Genomic DNA, 18,464 nt, shown 5'->3' with positions numbered 1-18,464 from the left:
TGCTAGAATTTAAAATTGTAGGTTATGGACGGGATAATTCCAAAAATGGACAACTGTACTGCTTCATTTCGTTGTTCTTCCACATTTTCCCTAAATGTTATGGAGGCTGCATTTTTTCGGTTGTAGACATTGTAAATACTAAACACCCACTCACTTTGCCAACCTTTGTTTTTTCTTGGCTTTGGAATGTAGGTTGCTGAAAGGTCTAAACGGTTGTAAAATGGTAAGCGGTTGTTGTTTCGAAGGCCGTAGCTCGGTACGGTAACGCCTTCGTATTGATATTGCCCAATGGGGTAGGTAGTAGGCCGACCGGTTTGAAATATAAAATTGGTTCCAAAACTCCATTTATCGCTTAGGGTATAGTTGGTAGTGAGCGATAGATCGTGGGTTTTGTCGTAAGGTGTAAAATACCACTCTCCATTATTAATACCAGGCTCGTTTGCATTTCTTCCCGGGGTTCTCTGTTTAGATTCCGACAAGGTATAGGCGACCCAACCTTGTAATTTCCCGACATTTTTTTTGAATAAAATTTCCATTCCATACGCCTTGGCCTTTCCGTTAAGAATAACCTGTTCTATGGCATTGTTGGCGATGAGATCTGCCCCGTCTATATAATCCACCCGGTTTTTAATGTATTTATAAAACAATTCCACTTCAATAGAATAATCATTGTTATTTATGTTTTTAAAATAACCGATGGCATATTGATCCAAAATTTGTGGTTTCACATAAGGTCCGCTTGGTGTCCATACATCCAAAGGGGTCGGGGAGCTGGTGTTGGAAAGCAAATGAAGGTATTGAGACATTCTGTTATAACTGGCTTTTACAGATTGGGTTTCATCAAAAGAATAGGAGAGTGCTACCCTCGGTTCTAAATTGGTGAATGATTGTATGGAAGTGCCTCTACTGGCACTCACCGTATCTATAGGCGTTGCTTTCTCATATACCCCCTGTTGCTCGTTGTAAATTACTGGATTGTCGTTTTCGTACACATTTAATTCGTCTTGCCCTAAACGGTCGAACCTACTTTGGCGTAAGCCGTATTCTACCGTTAAATCTTTCGATATTTTTTGTTCTGCACCGATGTAAAATGCCAATTCGTTGGCATATTTATCCGTCAATTTAAAATAGTTTACTCCAGAATTTTCGCCTTCTGGTTCGATTTCCCCAGGGTTAAACTTGTAGTATACGTTATTGATTCCGTAGTTGAGCTTAAAATTATTGGAGATATAGTGTTTAAAATCATATTTTAAATTGAAGTTTTTAATCCCACTGTTCCAATTAAAGCCCACAAAATCGAGGGTAAGTCCGTAATAGTAGTCGCTGTAAATGGCAGAAAGGTTCGAGAATAATTTATCTGAAAATAAATGGTTCCATCGGGCGTTGAAAACAGCGTTACCATAAGTGTTATTGAAGCTATCGTTAATATCGAACACGTCCCTGCCGAAATAACCGGAAATATAAAGACTGTTTTTTGGATCGAATTTATAAGATAATTTCGTGTTTAGATCGTAAAAGTAAGCCGAGTTCTCATTGTCTGTTAGTTTTAAAAATAGATGGGCGTAAGAACTTCTGGCTCCTATTAAAAAAGAGCCTTTATCTTTTACAATTGGCCCTTCGGCCAATAAACGGCTCGCTACTGCGCCAATACCGCCAGTCATATGGAAATCTTTGCTGTTACCGTCTTTTTGATAAATGTCTAATACGGAAGAAACACGCCCTCCATAGCGTGCTGGAATACCACCTTTATAGAGTTTGATGTTTTTTATGGCATCTGGATTGAATACAGAAAAGAAACCAAAGAGGTGATCGGAATTGAAAATTATTGCTTCGTCCAGAAGTATAAGGTTTTGGTCTGCCGCTCCACCCCTTACATTAAATCCCGAGGCAGCTTCCCCTGCATTACTTACTCCGGGTAAGAGTAAAATGGATTTAATAACGTCTGCTTCTCCCAAAACAGCGGGGATTTTTTTTATGGTAGCCGTAGTGAGGTTATTAACACTCATTTGCGGACTTTTAATACTTATCCTCTCAATATCCTCTTCTACAACAACTTCGTCTAATTCTTCAGCATCATTTACGAGGTTAAAATTTTTCTTGACATTTTCAGTGAGATCGATCTCTTCTACTCCATTTTTATATCCCAAATAGCTTATTTGTACTGTATAAGTTCCGGGAGGTACAGAAATGGAATAGAAACCGTATTCGTTGGTGGTAGTTCCAATTTTTAATTCGGGAATTACCACATTAACTCCAATAAGGGTTTCGTTACTGGAATCCTCTTTTACTACACCGCTGAGAATTGTTTTATTTTGACCATAGGAGATAGCTATTCCGCATATAAAAAATAAGCAGGCTTTGTATAAGTTGGACATTCTTTTTCTTTTTTCACTAAAAATAGTAGGATTTATACGAAATAGTGTAAGTTTTAGTAATTAAATAACAAAAGCCTCCACACCGGGAGGCTTTTTGTAATTGTATTTTAATGTAAACTTATATTTTAGCAAGGATAGCGTTAAATGTTTCGCTAGGTCTCATTGCCTTTGTTGTTTTATCATTGTCTGGTAAGTAATACCCACCGATATTAACCTCTTGGCCTTGTGCATTGTTGAGTTCCTCTACAATAGCGGCTTCTTTCTCGGTTAATTCTGAAGCAATTGGAGTAAAGGCTTCTTTTAGCTCAGTATCCTGCGTTTGCTTTGCCAGCGCCTGTGCCCAGTAAAGACCTAAATAAAAATGGCTACCTCTGGTATCAAGTTCCCCGACTTTTCTGGACGGAGATCTATCTTCCTCTAAAAATTTACCGGTAGCTTCATCCAACGTATTGGCTAATACTTTTGCTTTCTCATTATTATTTACGTTTCCATAATGTTCAAGGGAAACAGCCAATGCTAGAAACTCCCCAAGGGAATCCCAACGCAAGTGACCTTCTTCCAAGAATTGTTGTACGTGTTTTGGAGCAGATCCTCCCGCACCGGTTTCAAACAATCCACCTCCATTCATTAACGGAACAATGGAAAGCATTTTTGCACTGGTACCCACTTCTAGGATAGGGAAAAGATCCGTTAGATAATCCCTAAGTACATTTCCGGTAACAGAAATGGTGTCTTTACCATCTTTTAAGCGTGCCAATGTATAATGAGTCGCCTCTTCTGGAGACATAATTTTTATTTCAAGACCGTTGGTATCGTGATCTTTTAGGTAAACATTTACTTTTTTAATCAATTCTGCATCGTGAGCCCTGTTTTTGTCCAACCAGAAAATGGCAGGAGTATTGGTAGCCCTAGCACGGTTAACAGCAAGTTTAACCCAATCTTGAATAGGTAAATCTTTCACTTGGCACATTCTCCAAATATCGCCTTCTGCAACTGTGTGCTCTATAATAACTTTGCCGTTACCATCTAAAACTTGAACAACTCCATTTCCAGAGATTTCAAAAGTTTTGTCATGAGAACCGTATTCTTCTGCTTTTTGAGCCATTAGACCTACATTGGGAACAGTTCCCATCGTAGTAGGATCGAAAGCACCGTGTTTTTTGCAGAAATCGATGGTAGCTTGATAAACGCTGGAGTAACTGCTATCTGGTATAACAGCTTTGGTGTCTTGACTTTTACCTTCCGCATTCCACATCTGCCCAGAATTACGAATCATGGCTGGCATGGAAGCATCGATGATTATATCACTTGGAACGTGCAAGTTGGTAATTCCTTTATCGGAATTAACCATGGCAAGATCCGGTTGTTTTTTCAATATATTTTCAATGGTCGCCTTAACATCTTTCTTTTCAGCTTCAGGAAGTTCTTCCACTTTTTCCAAAAGATCGTTAAGACCGTTATTTTCTTCTACATTTATTTTGTCGAGAACATCTCCATGCTTTTCAAAAAGCTCTTGAAAGAAAACTTTTACGGTGTGCCCAAAAATAATGGGGTCAGACACCTTCATCATGGTTGCTTTAAGGTGCACGGAAAAAAGCACATCTTTCTCTTTGGCGTCTTTAACTTGTTCTTCCAAAAAGTTTACCAATGCTTTTTTGCTCATTACAGTGGCATCGATAACTTCTTTATCTAGAACTTTAACTCCATCTTTTAAAACTTTAGTCGAACCATTGTCCCCAACAAATTGAATTTTTAAGGTCTGGTCGTGGTCTATGGTAAGCGATTTTTCATTCGAACGAAAATCCCCTTTCTCCATAGTGGCCACATGAGATTTGGAGTCTGCGCTCCAGGCACCCATACTGTGCGGGTTCTTTTTAGCGTAGTTCTTAACTGCCTTTGGCGCTCTTCTGTCAGAATTACCTTCTCTAAGCACCGGGTTTACAGCACTACCTTTAACACTGTCGAAACGTGCTTTTATTTCTTTTTCTGCCTCTGTTTTTGGCTCATGCGGATAATCGGGAATAGCAAACCCTTTGGCTTGTAATTCTTCGATAGCATCTTCTAACTGAGGTATGGAAGCACTAATGTTAGGTAATTTTATAATATTAGCTTCTGGAGTTTTAGCAATTTCTCCCAACTCTTGAAGATCGTTGGACACTCTTTGGTCTTCAGAAAGCATGTCTGGAAATACAGCCAAGATACGTGCGGCAAGGGAAATATCTTTGGTTTCAATATCTATGTTGGATGTCGCCGTATATGCTTTTACTATTGAAAGCCATGAATAGGTTGCTAATGCTGGAGCTTCGTCTGTTTTAGTGTAAAGAATTTTTGGTTTTTGTGACATTTATTTGAAGAACTTATTTTAAATTAAACTGGGCAAATATACAATTTAAAACAGTTTTAGAATAATAGAATGATAACCAATTACATAAAAATAGTGATAAAACAAAAGCCATATCACTACATAAAATGTTTTGATATGGCTTTTTTCGAAATAGTTACTTAAATTTTTGCGTTTTCAAAAATGAAAATCCACGACTTATTTTTTCGCTATTTCAATGAAACATCCATATGTTTTCTCAATAATGTAATCAAGACCTAACCAAGATGCTTCGGGTTTGTTTCTAATTCCTACTAAAATTTAAAACACGCGGTTTCAATTTTTTCGGCACTGACTTTACTGTTTAACCAGTAAAATTCAAACTTTCTGTCAACCTACCTATTATTAAAAATAGTTTGGTTATCGAGACACTTAAAAACAATATAGTAAAGAACTTGTATTTTCTTTCACTATTGCTAATATACGGCGAAAACCGTTATTGTGGCAAATATTTAACTATTTATTAATCAACAATTTACGAACATAGGTTATTAACAATTGTTAATAAAAAAAGCCTGCAACTTGCAGGCTTTTGATACGTTATATGTAAAAGGGTTATGATCTAACCTCTTTGATTCTTGCTTTCTTACCGGTAAGACCTCTAAAGTAGTAAATACGTGATCTACGAACTTTACCTCTTTTGTTGATCTCAACTTTCTGTAATGCAGGCATGTTGATAGGGAAAATTCTTTCTACACCTACCGTTCCAGACATTTTTCTAATAGTAAATGTTTCTGAAGTACCAGTACCTCTTCTTTGAATTACTACTCCTCTAAAGAACTGGGTACGTGTTTTTTCCCCTTCTTTAATTTCGTAGTAAACTGTAATTGTATCTCCTGCTGAAAACTCAGGGAACTCTTTTTTTTCTACAAATTCGTCTTGTACAAATTTTACTAAAGCTTCCATTGTGCTATGTTTATAATGTGTTGATTCAGGTTAACATTCACGATTATCGTCAGAGGTTAATCTGAAATTGGATGCAAAATTAATCATTATTAGTTAATAAACAATCTTTTGCACTTTATTTTTTACAAAATTAATCTTCGAGCAAATCAGGTCTGCGTTGCTTTGTTCTTTGGTAAGCTTGGTCTTCACGCCATTGTTCTATTTTAGGGAAGTTTCCGCTCAATAAAACGTCGGGAACTTTATGGCCTTTGTAATCGGCAGGTCTTGTATAAACTGGCGGTGCCAATAAATTATCCTGAAAAGAATCTGTGAGCGCAGAGGTTTCATCATTTAATACGCCTGGCACCAACCTAATAATTGCATCGCAGAGCACGGCTGCACCCAATTCACCGCCGGAAAGTACGTAATCCCCAATGGAAATTTCCTTGGTTACAAAAAGATCGCGTACCCGTTGGTCGACTCCCTTATAATGGCCACATAGAATTATGATATTCTCTTTTAAGGAAAGTGTATTGGCAGTACTTTGGTTTAGTGTTTCGCCGTCTGGAGTCATGTATATAACTTCGTCGTAATTCCTTTCTGCCTTAAGTCCGCTTATACATTTATCGATGGGTTCTATAAGCATAACCATTCCAGCGCCTCCACCAAATTGGTAGTCGTCTACCGTTTTGTAATTGTTGGCGGTATAATCCCGCAAGTTGTGAAAATGGACCTCCACATGTCCTTTTTCAATGGCCCTTTTCATGATGGAGCCTTCAAACGGACTCTTCATAAGGTCTGGGAGTACGGTTATAATATCAATTCTCATGGTTAATCTTTATCTCGTTATTCTTCCTCTTTCGCATCTTGAAACTTCAAGGTTTCATCAATTTCACTTTTGTAAGCTTTAATAAACGCATTTTTAAAAATGCCTACAATAGTAGTAAAAATATTCGACCCCACATTGTTTAAATCGCCTTCCACAGGAATCTTGGTAGCTAGGGTGTCTTCTTTTTGGTTTTTAAAGATAAATTTAAAGAACCCAACAAAGCCTTCCCATGCCTTTTTGAATATGTTGCTGTTTTCTTTTCCAAATGCATCTACAATTTTTGTGTCGGTTAAAATCGGTTTAAAATAGCCTTTTAGGTAGCCATCATTGATAACCACTTCACTAAAAATATCAAAATTCCCTTTCTCAAAGTCAATTCCCGCATAGGCCAATGTAAAAGTATTAAGGGCTTTAACATCAGCTTTTTCCAAAGAAAAATTAAAATCGATCTCAGGTATCTGCTGTACCAAATCCATTTCCCCATCGAGTTTAACGGCTCCCTGGCCAATACTCACTCCTGTTAAATGTACTTCGGAAGGTAATTTTTCCTCTTGATTTACTACATTTCTGAGATTGGTGGCACTTAAATCTATTTGGTCTATGAACAAGTCTACATCTGGACTTTTATTGAATTGAAGAAAACCAACTTTTCCGTTGGTAATGGTAAGTTTGTTAATGTCTATAGGAACCAGATCGGTTAGGGCTTTGCTCCAGTCCTCACCCGATGTTTCCACGGTATCTTTGGTTTGCTCCTCAAAAACATAGGTAACCTGCGGACGGTATAAATCTATCTCACTAACTATTTTTCCCTTGAAAAGCGATTTCCACTGAATGGAGATATCAGATTTTTTAAAGTCCAAAAAAGGAATGCTTTTGTCTCCATTTACTTTATCGAGCTTTAATTCGTGTATCACGTAAGCTCCTCGGTAAAAGTTTAAATCAATATCATCCACATAGCCCCAATATCCTGGGATGTTTTGTAAGGTGTCGTTTACATACCGCTTTACTACGTAGGGAAGGATAAGTCTAATGGCTACCAATAAAACTATAATTATTAAAAGGGTATAGGATGCTTTTTTTCTTTTCGACATTGATATGGTTTTATGTCTGTAATATAAAAAAACTCCCCAAATGGGGAGTTTAACAATATCATAAAAATTTTTTGAGCATTATTTAGACTTCGCTAACTTCTGCTTATTAATTTCGTCCTGTAATTGTCTGCGTGCTTTTTGTTCTCTTTCGAGAGCTTTTCTGCGGTGCTCTTCGTATTCTTCTTCCAATTCTGCTAAAGATTTTCTAGCTTCTTGAGTAACTACATTGGCATTTTTAAATTTGTAAATAAACAATCCTAAAATTAAGGTTAAAAGAGCTATTATTCCCCACATGATACCTTTGTAGGCGGGTTTGTTTATGAGGGCACCAAAGAAAGAAATACTATCTTTTTCTTCGGTTACATTTGTAAGTTGCTCGTTGGTCGATGCCAATTGCTTGTTTAGGCTATCGATCTTTGCTTTTTGCGTTCCGGTAAGTTCTTCCGAAGAAGCTAATTCCCTTTCCAGTCTGGCAACAGAATCCAGGGTGTTTTTCTTAAGCAACAAAAGCCAGTTTCTCTTAACTACCTTGTAGTCTTGGTAATTGTTTGCTTCCTCGAAGATATATTCAAATTGATTGTCTATACTTCCTTCGGTTAGCGATAATTTTTTGTCACCTTCTTGAGCGTTGGCAGAAAAAATTGTTAATACAATTAATGTGGTTGCTGTTAAAATAATCTTTCTCGTCATCTTCATTCGTTAAAAATGTTAATTTGGGCTTGCAAAGTTAGGTTTTTTACAGCTAACGACTGCAATCTTAACTTATTGTTTAGAATTTGAGAAAAAGTGATTAAGCCATTTTAAACTTATCAACTCTAATCTGTTTCCATCGGATGGATTTCATTAACCCTTTTTAAAGGGAATGTTTTGTAGACGCGAAGCTGGAAAATTATATCGTTGGTTCTAATAAGCTCGTCGAACTCCTGCTTGGTATAGCGATAGCCTATATTGAACTGTACCTTAAAACTCGGATCTATAACATACCCAATCCCTGGCGAAACCCTAATAACATCATTAATTTGTTTCGATTTTTTTATGTTGAAAAAGAACTCAACGTCGGCTGGGATATAGAAACCCTTTTGCCCACTAAAAATCAACCCTTCCAAATTGATGATTCCGCGAATACGGTAACGAAGCCGTAATCCAAAGGAGCTATTGTCCCGAAATAAATTGGTGAAACGCTCTTCCAACCGTAAATATTGTTTTACCTGCGTACGCCTGGTAGGGTGAAAACTTAATTTATAACCTTGGTGAACACGGTACTCAAAGGCATTACTGTCATTAAAATTATCGATAAGAAAATAAGAAAGGCCTCCTGTGAAGGCGTGGTCAAATTTTAGATTCTTTAAATTTAAATCTTTAAGCTCATATACTGCCTCGGCCTTGGTAACAAAATTCTGACCTGTTTGCGGTTGATAGGTACGGTAACTTATGTGGGTATTTAGCGTGGTTCTTTCGCTAAGTTTCCAGGAAGGCTTCAGGTCAATCCAGATTTGACTAGTAATATCGTGATCTGTAATGCTGTCGTTTTGGGAAAAACAAAAAGTGATATCTAATATGGAAATAAAAACACATAAAACTACCCAACGGGGAATAAAAGGTATACCTGGTAGCTTCATGGAATAAATATTCATATTTTAAATCTAAAATAGCTAATAAAAATGAATATTTAAAATAGCCTTGCCCATTTTTAGGTTTCAAAAAAACGGGCAAAGCCTAAATATTTAGTAATAGGTAAATCGTCTAACTTTTGCGATGTATTTGACCAAACGGATAACTTGATGGCTGTAGCCATATTCATTGTCGTACCAAATGTACAATACAATGTTCTTTCCATCTGAAGAAACAATTGTAGCATTGCTGTCGTATATAGCGGGGGCAGAAGTACCAACAATATCAGATGAAACCAATTCGTTATTGAGTGAATATTTTATTTGTTCTACCAAATCGCCTTCCAATGCATACTTTTTTAGGATAGCATTTATGGCATTTTTAGAGGTTTCTTTTTCTACTTCTAAGTTTAAAACGGCTAGGGAACCGTTGGGTACAGGCACCCTAATAGCATTAGAGGTAAGTTTGCCCTCCAACCCTGGCAAGGCTTTAGCGACAGCTTTTCCAGCACCAGTCTCGGTAATTACCATGTTTAGTGCCGCAGCTCTTCCCCGTCGGTATTTGGTGTGCATATTGTCTACCAAATTCTGGTCGTTGGTATAGGCGTGGATGGTTTCTAGGTGCCCTTTTACTATTCCCAAGGAATCTTCCACGACTTTTAGAATGGGGGTGATGGCATTGGTGGTGCACGAAGCTGCTGAAAAAATGCTTACCTGCTGCGGATCGTTATCTTTATGGTTTACCCCATAAACAATGTTAGGGACATTTTTTCCTGGGGCGGTAAGAAGAACTTTTTCAGCTCCTTTAGATTTTAAGTGTCTTGCCAATTCTTTGTCATCGCGAAAAGCTCCAGTATTATCGATGATAAGGGCTTTTTTTATGCCATAGGAAGTGTAATCGATATCCTCTGGTTTGGCGGCGTTTATCAGTTGTACGGTTGTACCGTTTATAACCAATGCTTTCTTTTTAAAATCTATTGCTACCGTACCAGGGAAAAATCCGTGGACAGAATCGTTTTCCAGTAAAGAAGCTCTTTTCTGTAAAATGTCTTCTGTTATTTCGCCTCTGGTAACAATGGCTCGTAATCTTAGTTGAGAACCGATACCTGTTTTCGCCATTAATTCCCGGGCCAACAATCTTCCTATTCTTCCGAAGCCGTAAAGTACCACGTCTTTTGGTTGAATTTCTTCAGTTTTATGGGCGTCTTTTAGTTTATCGATCACAAAAGAGGTGGTGTCAGCATAATTGGAATCTTCTAAATGATATTCGAAAGTAAGTTTTCCAATGTCTATTCTAGAAGGGGGAAGGCTCATATGGCTAATGGCCCTTGCGATGTCTACCGAATCGAAAATAGAAATTGGTTTTTGAACAAACTCACCAGCATATTTATGCAGGTTCATAATTTCACTTACGCTTTTGTCTAATAATTGATTTCGAAATAGAACTAGCTCCACGGCATTGTCGTACCATAAATCGCTCACAATTTTAATAAATTCTACAGTCGCCCTTCTGCGATCGGCTTGAAAAGCCAATTCCTTTTCGTAAGGATCGTTTTTCACTTTCATTTTGTGTTGTTTAGTTTGTAGCTTTTAATAAGAACTTTTGGCAAAAGTATATATTTCAAACGTTTTCGTAAAGAATTTTAATAAAAAAAAGAGCTTCATTTCTGAAGCCCTTTGTGTTCTTATTCAATAGGTGTTAGTTTCGATAAACCAAACGTTCCTTTTCGCCGTTTTCATCCATAATCACCAAACTCATCATTCCATAAGATTTGGCTTTTTCTACTGCTTTCTTGGCGTCGGCTATGTTCCTTATTTTGTCATCGTTAATGCCAACCAACAGTTTACCGTTAATACCCAATCGGCTATTGTATTCGTTACTGCTGCTAATAATAAGTCCGTCTTGATTGTTAAAGAACTCCCTGTCGGATTTCGTCTGTTCCTGCAATGAAATTCCAATTTCATCAATAGAGTAGAGGTATGATATATTGTTAATAAGGGTAACGGGCACAGTTTTGGTTTTGTCATCACGGAGGATCGACAGTTGTACTTCATCATCGGGTCTTTTACTTCTCAAATAACCTGTAAGGTCGGAGAATTTGGTAATTTTGATGTTATCGATCTGTTTGATAATGTCCCCAGATTTTAATCCGGCTTTGTCGGCTCCCGATTTCTTAAAGACTTCAGCAATTAAAATTCCTTGGGATTCGTCGATGTCTTCAAACCTTCCATTTACCACTGCAAGGTCTTGACCTTTAATACCCAATGTTCCCATTTGTACATTACCAAATTCCATGATATCCTCTACCACCTTCTTGGCAATATTGCTGGGCACAGCAAAAGAATAGCCGATGTAGGAACCTGTTTGCGAAGTTATGGCTGTATTGATACCGATAAGCTCTCCGTTGGTATTCACCAAAGCACCACCGCTGTTTCCAGGGTTTACGGCCGCATCTGTTTGGATAAAAGATTGGAATTTCCCGTCCATTTCATCTAAATCCCTAGCTTTTGCACTAATAATTCCTGCCGTTACGGTAGAGGTAAGGTTAAAAGGGTTCCCAACGGCCAATACCCATTCGCCAATTTTGGTATAATCTGAATCCCCAAAAGCGAGATAAGGTAGATCTTCATTGGCATCTACTTTAATCAGGGCAATGTCGGTTTCCGGGTCTGTACCTACCAACTCCGCTCTATACGTTCTATTATTATTAAGGGTAACTTGCAATTCAGAAGCATTGGCAATTACATGGTTGTTGGTTACAATGTAACCATCTGGGGAGATAATAACTCCCGAACCAGTACCAATCTGGGCCCTTGGCTGTCCGCCGGAACCATAGAAATACTCCATGATATTAGAAGGTCCGCGGCTTATGGTCATGTTTTTTACGTGAACAACTGCATGCACCGTTTTAGAGGCGGCATCTGTAAAGTTAATATTGTCTGCAACTTCCGTGGTAGACGGATTATAGTTAGCAGTTACAAATTTAGGTTGACTTTCTTGGTTTTCTACTAAGGTGATTTCCTTTTCAAAAGCATATTTATAAATACCTAATGTAAGAGCACCACCGAGCATTGAAACTAGTAATAAACTCAAAATGTTTTTCATGGCTTCGTATAAAATTAATTTAATCCCATTTTATGGGTTTTCCCAAGCAATAAAGGCCAGGGAGGTTAAACTTACTTATAAATTTTTTTGTGTGGTTTCTATAGAGAAACGTATTAAAATTACTTGATAATTGTAGGCTTTTTTCAACTTTAACGCACTTTAACAATACATTAAACGATTGCAATATTGTATATTTGCCAAAAGGCAGATTATTTAAAAAAATGTAAATTTTAAAAGTTGTTATTTCTGAAATAAACTTCAAAAAAATCAATCTTTTTTACATTCAATAATACTGTTAAAATTTAATGTTTAAAAAGTACGCTTCCAGCTGATGAAACTTAACTTTTATAAATATCAAGGTACTGGTAACGATTTTGTTATGATCGATAACCGTCATGATATATTACCCAAAAATGATACCAAACTTGTAAATCGCCTTTGTGACCGAAAATTTGGCATAGGAGCAGATGGCTTAATCCTTTTAGAGAACTGCGAAACAGCCGATTTTAAAATGGTTTACTACAATGCTGATGGAAACGAAAGTTCTATGTGCGGTAATGGTGGCAGGTGTTTAGTGGCATTTGCAAATTTTTTGGGTGTTGTTGGTAACAACTGCTCTTTTATGGCTGTAGATGGGTTGCATCATGCTTCCATTTCTGAAGGGATCGTGAGTTTAGCAATGCAAAATGTACCAGCGATCGATACGTTCGAGGCATATTCCTTTTTAAACACTGGTTCTCCGCATCACGTGCAATTGGTAAAAAATCTCAATGAACTCGATGTAAAGAGTAACGGAGAAAAGCTAAGGTATGGAAAATACGGAAATGCGGGAAGCAATATAAACTTTGTGGAGCAGGAAACTGCCGATGTCTTTTCGGTAAGAACATACGAACGCGGTGTGGAAGACGAAACGCTTTCTTGTGGGACAGGGGTTACAGCAGTGGCATTGGCGATGTATGAAACCTCGAAAACCAAAAGCAAGGAGGTTACCCTTAAAACCCCGGGAGGAGCTTTAAAAGTTTCTTTTGAAAAAAATGGACAGGGATATACCAATATTCAGTTAGTGGGACCCGCTACGCAGGTTTATTCAGGAGCAATAACAGTTTAAATGATTGTACTCTCTGGAAATACCATTTATCTAAGAGCGCTAGAGGCAGAAGACCTGGATTTTCTATATACCTTGGAAAACGACACTGGGGTTTGGGAAATTAGCGAAACATTGGCTCCTTATTCAAAATTTGTGCTAAAACAGTATCTGGCCAATAGTCACCTAGATATTTATGAGGCAAAACAACTGCGTTTGGCAATTTCCGATTATCAAAATAATTTATTGGGATTTATAGATCTATTTGATTTTAATCCGAAAAACAAGCGTGCCGGTGTTGGCATCATAGTATTGGAGGAAGGTAATAGAAATAAAGGTGTCGGTAAGGAAGCTTTGTCCCTGCTTATGGACTATGCTTTTAAACATTTAGACCTTCATCAATTATACGCCAATATTTCAGAAAACAACAAGCCCAGTATTCATCTTTTTTCTAATTTAGGCTTCGAAAGAGTTGGAATTAAAAAAGATTGGAATTATACTTCGGGAAAATTTCACAACGAAATTCTTTATCAAAAGATTCATAAATAATGTATATAAGAAAAATTTTAGTAGCCATAGCGCTCATAGGTGCTGTGCTGGGTTTTATTTTTGTGTATTATGTTTACAATGCGGTATTTGCACCCAATACTGCCTTTCAAAATGAGGAAGCATACGTGTTTATACCAACCGATGCTTCTTTTAAAGAAGTGAGCGAACAGCTCAATCCTTTGCTGGACGATAAGGCTACATTCGCCAAAGTGGCAGAACGAAAAGGGTATGTAAACAATATAAAAGCGGGAAGGTATGCTATAAAAAAAGGGATGAACAATAATGAAATTATAAATTCCCTAAGAAGCAGAAACCTACCAATCGATATTTCATTTAACAATCAAGAAACGCTTTCTAAATTGGCAGGAAGGATCGCCGCACAAATTGAGGCCGATAGTTCTTCCCTTCTTAACAGTTTTACGGATGAAGCTTTTTTGAAAAACAGCAAGTTTAACAAGGAAACGGCCTTGGCTATGTATATTCCCAATAGTTATGAATTTTTCTGGAATACCTCTGCGGACGGTTTTCGGGATCGAATGCTGAAGGAGTACAGTAGATTTTGGAATGAAACACGTTTAAAGAGGGCAGAAGCCATTGGGTTAAAGCCAATAGAAGTAATTATTTTGGCTTCAATTGTACATAAGGAAACAGCTATGGTAGACGAACGTCCACGTGTGGCGGGTGTGTATATGAACCGGCTAAAGAAAAATATGCTTCTACAAGCTGATCCCACGGTAATTTTTGCAATTAGAAAAGAGTCTGGAGATTGGGACAAAATTATAAAAAGAGTCCTTTATAAAGATTTAGAACTCGATTCCCCATATAACACTTATAAATATGCGGGTTTACCTATAGGTCCCATAGCCATGCCAGACATTTCGGCTATTGATGCAGTGTTAAATTATGAAAAAAATGATTATTACTATTTTGTGGCAGATGTTAAGAACTTCGGGTACCACAAATTCGCAAAAACCCTTTCCCAGCATAATGTTAACAAGCAGGAGTATGTAAAATGGTTGAATTCCCAGGCTATAAACCGCTAATTTAAACTTTAAGATTACTTTAACTTATTGATTTTCTGATTATTAAAAAAGTTGTATATTTGCCCGCTCAATTTTAAGCAATCAATCTAATTGATGTAAGGCTTAAAGAAATGGTAAATTATGAAGAAAACAATATTAAAATTCAATGTTTTAGTAGCTGTTTTAATTTTAGTAATTGTAGTAAGTTTAGGTTTCACTTCCAAAAAAGAAACCACAGTAAACGTTCATAACATTAATAAAGTAACAAAGCCTTTGGCGTATTCGGTTTCTTTAGATGAAGAAACAGACGAAGAAGTTATCCGAACTCCTTTTCTTGGGAAATCTTTTAATGGTTTTAAAGAGGCCTTGGCCTTTAAAGAATCGAGGGGAGATTATTTTACCGTAAATCCTTTAGGGTATATGGGGAAATATCAATTCGGGGCTTCTACACTAAAGACTATCGGAATACATTCCAAAGCCGATTTTCTAAACGATCCAGAACTGCAAGAACGCGCGTTTATCGCAAATCTTGAGAGAAACAAATGGGTTTTAAGGAAAGATATCGAATGGTATGTAGGAAGGGTCTTTAATGGTGTTAAAGTAACGGAATCAGGGATTTTAGCTGCCGCTCATTTGGCAGGTCCTGGAAACGTTAAGAGATATTTACGAACACATGGAGCGAGTGGTTTTGCAGATGCAAACGGTGCTTCTATTCGTTATTATATGCGCAAATTCTCGGGATACGATGTGTCCCATGTAAAGGCTAATAAAGTGGCTAGAATCTAGCAGACTTTAAAGTAGATCTTATAAAAACCCTCATAGCGAAAGTTTTGGGGGTTTTGTGTTTCTAGAGATATATGTTTATTGGGCATGTAAAATAAAAATGGTGGGCCTTTTATGTAAGTCCACTTTCGCACCCTTCCACTGGCTTATGGCCTGTGTTTTTATAAATTGCGACGGCAAGGTAATGTCGCTTGCCACACAAAGTTTGGTGTTACCTGCTAAAATGGAGGTGATATCTGCCAACAGCTTGTCGTTTCTATAGGGAGTTTCCATGAATATTTGTGACTGATTAAGGTCTTTCGATCTTTTTTCCAGAGCTTTTAAGGCCTTTTTCTTTTCTGTCTTATCAATAGGCAGGTACCCGTTAAAAGCGAAACTTTGTCCGTTCATTCCGCTGGCCATTAAGGCTAAAAGAATGGAAGAGGGGCCTATGAGCGGTACGACTTCAATTCCTTTATCGTGTGCCACGGCCGCTACATCGGCACCAGGATCTGCGACTCCAGGACATCCAGCTTCAGAAATGATTCCTACATCATATCCATTTAAACAAGGGGTTATAAATGTGGGGATTTCTTCCGGTTGGGTGTACTTGTTTAATGTTTGAATTTTTAAACCCGGCTGGGATTTTTTTGGAGATATTCTTTTTATAAACCTTCGGGACGTTTTCTCGTTTTCAACGATATAAAAGTCGAGGTTTTCTATAATTCGCTTAATCGAAAGTGGCAATACTTCCAAGGGTTCTACATCTCCCAACGTAGTAGGGATTAAATAAAGTTTACCGTATTTATTATCTAAGGCCATGGGTAGTATTTAGCGCTCTAAGATACAAAGAAACTACAACTTTGAAATATCTCTCACAATGACATCAGTTGCTTTATCCAGCATTTTATAAACATTTTCAAAACCTGTGGCGCCACCATAATAGGGGTCTGGGACGTCCATGTTTTCATCTGGCGCTATTTTGTTTAGGATGAGGTGTACTTTAGCTCTGTCTGCTTCGCTTCTGGCTTGCTGGATAATGTTGAAGTAGTTGCTGTTATCCATTGCAAAAATAAGATCGAAATCATCAAAATCTTTTTGAGTGAATTGTCTCCCGCGTTGGTCGGTAATATCAATATTGTATTTGGCTGCTATTTCAATAGACCTTGGGTCTGGTTTAGAACCGATATGGTAATTGGAAGTTCCAGCAGAATCCACAAATACGTTTTCAGGGTTAACTTTAGATTTCAAAATGCCTTCCGCCAATGGCGATCTGCATATGTTTCCAAGGCAAACCATGAGAACCTTTACTTGCATTATTGAGCGAATTTTTTGCTGAGGTCGTCTATGTATTTTCTGAATTGTTTATCAGTTTCCCCTAAGTTATCAACAGTTTTGCAGGCGTGTAGTACGGTGGCATGATCCCTTTTTCCTATTTGGGAGCCGATACTTGCCAAGGAAGCCTTGGTATATTTTTTTGCAAAAAACATAGCCAACTGCCTGGCCTGTACAATGTGTCTTTTTCTGGTTTTGGACTGAAGTGTTTCCACATCCATTTGAAAATAATCGGAAATAACTTTTTGAATGTAATCTATGGAAACCTCTCGTTTCGTATTTTTCACGAATTTTTCCACAATCTGGTTGGCAAGCTCAATGGTTACTTCTTTTTTATTGAAAGAAGATTGCGCAATCAATGAAATAATGGCACCCTCCAGTTCACGAACATTTGTTTTGATATTCCTGGCCACGCACTCCACAATTTCTTCTGGCATTTCCACTCCATCCCGGTACAGCCTATTTTTCAAAATTGAAATCCGGGTTTCGAAATCCGGGTTTTGTAATTCGGCGGAAAGTCCCCATTTAAAACGGGACAATAAACGTTGCTCGATATCCTGCATATCTACAGGGGCTTTATCAGAAGTTAAAATAACTTGCTTCCCATTTTGATGCAAATGGTTGAAAATATGGAAGAAAACATCTTGAGTTCCAGATTTTCCAGAGAAAAACTGAACATCGTCGATAATCAATACATCGATAAGTTGATAGAAATGTATAAAATCGTTTCGGGTATTTTTCTTAACCGATTCTATATATTGTTGCGTGAATTTTTCAGCAGAAATATATAAAACTGTTTTTTCAGGATATTTATCTTTTATTTCTACACCGATGGCATGGGCCAAATGGGTTTTACCTAAACCTACACCACCAAAAATAAGTAACGGATTAAAAGAAGTTCCTCCCGGTTTATTGGCTACTGCTAATCCCGCAGAACGTGCCAATCGGTTGGAGTCTCCTTCCAGAAAGTTATCGAAACTGTAATTGGGGTTTAGTTGGGATTCGATTTTAATATTTCGAATTCCAGGAATTACAAATGGGTTCTTTAGTTCTGGGTTTTTATGCTTTACGGGAACGTCTAACTCCTGCGGCTGCATGTTGGCTCTGTTGGAACTGGGAATACTTTCGGTAAATGGTTGTTTGTTGCCGTAGGTGTTTTCCATTCGAATAACATAAACCAACTTGGCATTTTCACCTAACTCCTTCGTTAAAGCAACTTTTAAAAGTTTTACGTAATGTTCTTCCAACCATTCGTAGAAAAATTTACTCGGAACTTGTATACTCAAAGCATTATCTGTTAACTTTACAGATTTTATGGGTTCAAACCAAGTTTTGTATGCTTGAGGTTGTATGTTGTCTTTTATGAAATGTAGACAATTTTCCCATACAGATTCCGCAGTTACGTTCATTCTTTGAAATTATTTTTAAATAGTTAG

General features: G+C 37.5%; 16 protein-coding genes. 4 read left to right on the top strand and 12 right to left on the bottom strand.

Annotated features, from left to right (window positions below; genetic code table 11):
• Positions 1–2: 2 nt before the first annotated feature.
• The 9 genes from HX109_RS01395 to HX109_RS01355 all read right to left on the bottom strand — a co-directional run bounded on the left by HX109_RS01395 (position 3) and on the right by HX109_RS01355 (position 12,276).
• On the bottom strand, positions 3–2,375 hold the full coding sequence (locus HX109_RS01395; protein WP_178949444.1) for a TonB-dependent receptor: 2,373 nt from the start codon (positions 2,373–2,375) through the stop codon (positions 3–5).
• Between the two features lie 118 nt (positions 2,376–2,493).
• Positions 2,494–4,719 carry an NADP-dependent isocitrate dehydrogenase gene (locus HX109_RS01390; RefSeq protein ID WP_178949443.1) on the bottom strand — a complete coding sequence of 742 codons (2,226 nt, stop codon included), beginning with the start codon at positions 4,717–4,719 and terminating at the stop codon, positions 2,494–2,496.
• Between the two features lie 591 nt (positions 4,720–5,310).
• Positions 5,311–5,661, bottom strand: a complete 351-nt coding sequence (gene rplS, locus HX109_RS01385) for a 50S ribosomal protein L19 (protein ID WP_178949442.1) — start codon at positions 5,659–5,661, stop codon at positions 5,311–5,313.
• A gap of 130 nt (positions 5,662–5,791) precedes the next feature.
• Positions 5,792–6,469 (bottom strand): tRNA (guanosine(37)-N1)-methyltransferase TrmD, encoded by a 678-nt coding sequence (gene trmD / locus HX109_RS01380; protein ID WP_178949441.1) that lies wholly within the window; start codon positions 6,467–6,469, stop codon positions 5,792–5,794.
• Positions 6,470–6,486: 17 nt separating this feature from the next.
• Positions 6,487–7,560 carry a DUF748 domain-containing protein gene (locus HX109_RS01375; protein ID WP_178949440.1) on the bottom strand — a complete coding sequence of 358 codons (1,074 nt, stop codon included), beginning with the start codon at positions 7,558–7,560 and terminating at the stop codon, positions 6,487–6,489.
• Positions 7,561–7,638: 78 nt separating this feature from the next.
• The gene (locus HX109_RS01370) at positions 7,639–8,250 is read right to left on the bottom strand and encodes a tRNA (guanine-N1)-methyltransferase (RefSeq protein WP_255462732.1); all 612 of its coding nucleotides are present in this window, start codon (positions 8,248–8,250) and stop codon (positions 7,639–7,641) included.
• 125 nt (positions 8,251–8,375) lie between these two features.
• A complete protein-coding gene (locus tag HX109_RS01365; RefSeq protein ID WP_178949438.1) occupies positions 8,376–9,179 on the bottom strand; it encodes a DUF2490 domain-containing protein in 804 nt (267 codons plus the stop codon).
• Positions 9,180–9,284: 105 nt separating this feature from the next.
• Positions 9,285–10,736 carry a glyceraldehyde-3-phosphate dehydrogenase gene (locus HX109_RS01360; protein WP_178949437.1) on the bottom strand — a complete coding sequence of 484 codons (1,452 nt, stop codon included), beginning with the start codon at positions 10,734–10,736 and terminating at the stop codon, positions 9,285–9,287.
• A gap of 133 nt (positions 10,737–10,869) precedes the next feature.
• Positions 10,870–12,276 carry a S1C family serine protease gene (locus HX109_RS01355; protein ID WP_178949436.1) on the bottom strand — a complete coding sequence of 469 codons (1,407 nt, stop codon included), beginning with the start codon at positions 12,274–12,276 and terminating at the stop codon, positions 10,870–10,872.
• 331 nt (positions 12,277–12,607) lie between these two features.
• Here HX109_RS01355 and dapF point away from each other — a divergent pair, with 331 nt between their 5' ends.
• The 4 genes from dapF to HX109_RS01335 all read left to right on the top strand — a co-directional run bounded on the left by dapF (position 12,608) and on the right by HX109_RS01335 (position 15,717).
• On the top strand, positions 12,608–13,384 hold the full coding sequence (gene dapF, locus HX109_RS01350) for a diaminopimelate epimerase (RefSeq protein WP_178949435.1): 777 nt from the start codon (positions 12,608–12,610) through the stop codon (positions 13,382–13,384).
• Positions 13,385–13,909, top strand: coding sequence for a GNAT family N-acetyltransferase (locus tag HX109_RS01345; protein WP_178949434.1), 525 nt, complete (start codon positions 13,385–13,387; stop codon positions 13,907–13,909).
• Complete coding sequence (gene mltG, locus HX109_RS01340; RefSeq protein ID WP_178949433.1) at positions 13,909–14,952, top strand: endolytic transglycosylase MltG; 1,044 nt, start codon at positions 13,909–13,911, stop codon at positions 14,950–14,952. The genes HX109_RS01345 and mltG overlap by 1 nt, the downstream gene beginning before the upstream one ends.
• A 120-nt stretch (positions 14,953–15,072) precedes the next feature.
• Positions 15,073–15,717 carry a peptidoglycan-binding protein LysM gene (locus HX109_RS01335; protein WP_178949432.1) on the top strand — a complete coding sequence of 215 codons (645 nt, stop codon included), beginning with the start codon at positions 15,073–15,075 and terminating at the stop codon, positions 15,715–15,717.
• Between the two features lie 75 nt (positions 15,718–15,792).
• Here HX109_RS01335 and HX109_RS01330 read toward each other — a convergent pair whose 3' ends face one another.
• Genes HX109_RS01330 through dnaA form a run of 3 tightly spaced genes read right to left on the bottom strand, consistent with a single transcriptional unit; the run spans position 15,793 to position 18,437 of the window.
• Positions 15,793–16,515, bottom strand: a complete 723-nt coding sequence (locus HX109_RS01330; RefSeq protein WP_178949431.1) for an SAM-dependent methyltransferase — start codon at positions 16,513–16,515, stop codon at positions 15,793–15,795.
• A 33-nt stretch (positions 16,516–16,548) separates the two neighbouring features.
• Positions 16,549–17,010 (bottom strand): low molecular weight protein-tyrosine-phosphatase, encoded by a 462-nt coding sequence (locus HX109_RS01325; RefSeq protein WP_178949430.1) that lies wholly within the window; start codon positions 17,008–17,010, stop codon positions 16,549–16,551.
• Positions 17,010–18,437, bottom strand: a complete 1,428-nt coding sequence (gene dnaA, locus HX109_RS01320; protein ID WP_178949429.1) for a chromosomal replication initiator protein DnaA — start codon at positions 18,435–18,437, stop codon at positions 17,010–17,012. The genes HX109_RS01325 and dnaA overlap by 1 nt, the downstream gene beginning before the upstream one ends.
• Between the last annotated feature and the right edge of the window lie 27 nt (positions 18,438–18,464).

The sequence above is a fragment of the Galbibacter sp. BG1 genome (assembly GCF_013391805.1).
Taxonomy (GTDB): Bacteria; Bacteroidota; Bacteroidia; order Flavobacteriales; family Flavobacteriaceae; genus Galbibacter.
This window is presented reverse-complemented; position numbering and strand designations above follow the sequence as displayed.

Bases quoted from the DNA above. Each gene is read 5' to 3' on its own strand.
- HX109_RS01395 (WP_178949444.1), bottom strand. From the start codon at position 2,375: ATGTCCAACTTATACAAAGCCTGCTTATTTTTTATATGCGGAATAGCT.
- HX109_RS01390 (WP_178949443.1), bottom strand. From the start codon at position 4,719: ATGTCACAAAAACCAAAAATTCTTTACACTAAAACAGACGAAGCTCCA.
- rplS (WP_178949442.1), bottom strand. From the start codon at position 5,661: ATGGAAGCTTTAGTAAAATTTGTACAAGACGAATTTGTAGAAAAAAAA.
- trmD (WP_178949441.1), bottom strand. From the start codon at position 6,469: ATGAGAATTGATATTATAACCGTACTCCCAGACCTTATGAAGAGTCCG.
- HX109_RS01375 (WP_178949440.1), bottom strand. From the start codon at position 7,560: ATGTCGAAAAGAAAAAAAGCATCCTATACCCTTTTAATAATTATAGTT.
- HX109_RS01370 (WP_255462732.1), bottom strand. From the start codon at position 8,250: ATGACGAGAAAGATTATTTTAACAGCAACCACATTAATTGTATTAACA.
- HX109_RS01365 (WP_178949438.1), bottom strand. From the start codon at position 9,179: ATGAAGCTACCAGGTATACCTTTTATTCCCCGTTGGGTAGTTTTATGT.
- HX109_RS01360 (WP_178949437.1), bottom strand. From the start codon at position 10,736: ATGAAAGTGAAAAACGATCCTTACGAAAAGGAATTGGCTTTTCAAGCC.
- HX109_RS01355 (WP_178949436.1), bottom strand. From the start codon at position 12,276: ATGAAAAACATTTTGAGTTTATTACTAGTTTCAATGCTCGGTGGTGCT.
- dapF (WP_178949435.1), top strand. From the start codon at position 12,608: ATGAAACTTAACTTTTATAAATATCAAGGTACTGGTAACGATTTTGTT.
- HX109_RS01345 (WP_178949434.1), top strand. From the start codon at position 13,385: ATGATTGTACTCTCTGGAAATACCATTTATCTAAGAGCGCTAGAGGCA.
- mltG (WP_178949433.1), top strand. From the start codon at position 13,909: ATGTATATAAGAAAAATTTTAGTAGCCATAGCGCTCATAGGTGCTGTG.
- HX109_RS01335 (WP_178949432.1), top strand. From the start codon at position 15,073: ATGAAGAAAACAATATTAAAATTCAATGTTTTAGTAGCTGTTTTAATT.
- HX109_RS01330 (WP_178949431.1), bottom strand. From the start codon at position 16,515: ATGGCCTTAGATAATAAATACGGTAAACTTTATTTAATCCCTACTACG.
- HX109_RS01325 (WP_178949430.1), bottom strand. From the start codon at position 17,010: ATGCAAGTAAAGGTTCTCATGGTTTGCCTTGGAAACATATGCAGATCG.
- dnaA (WP_178949429.1), bottom strand. From the start codon at position 18,437: ATGAACGTAACTGCGGAATCTGTATGGGAAAATTGTCTACATTTCATA.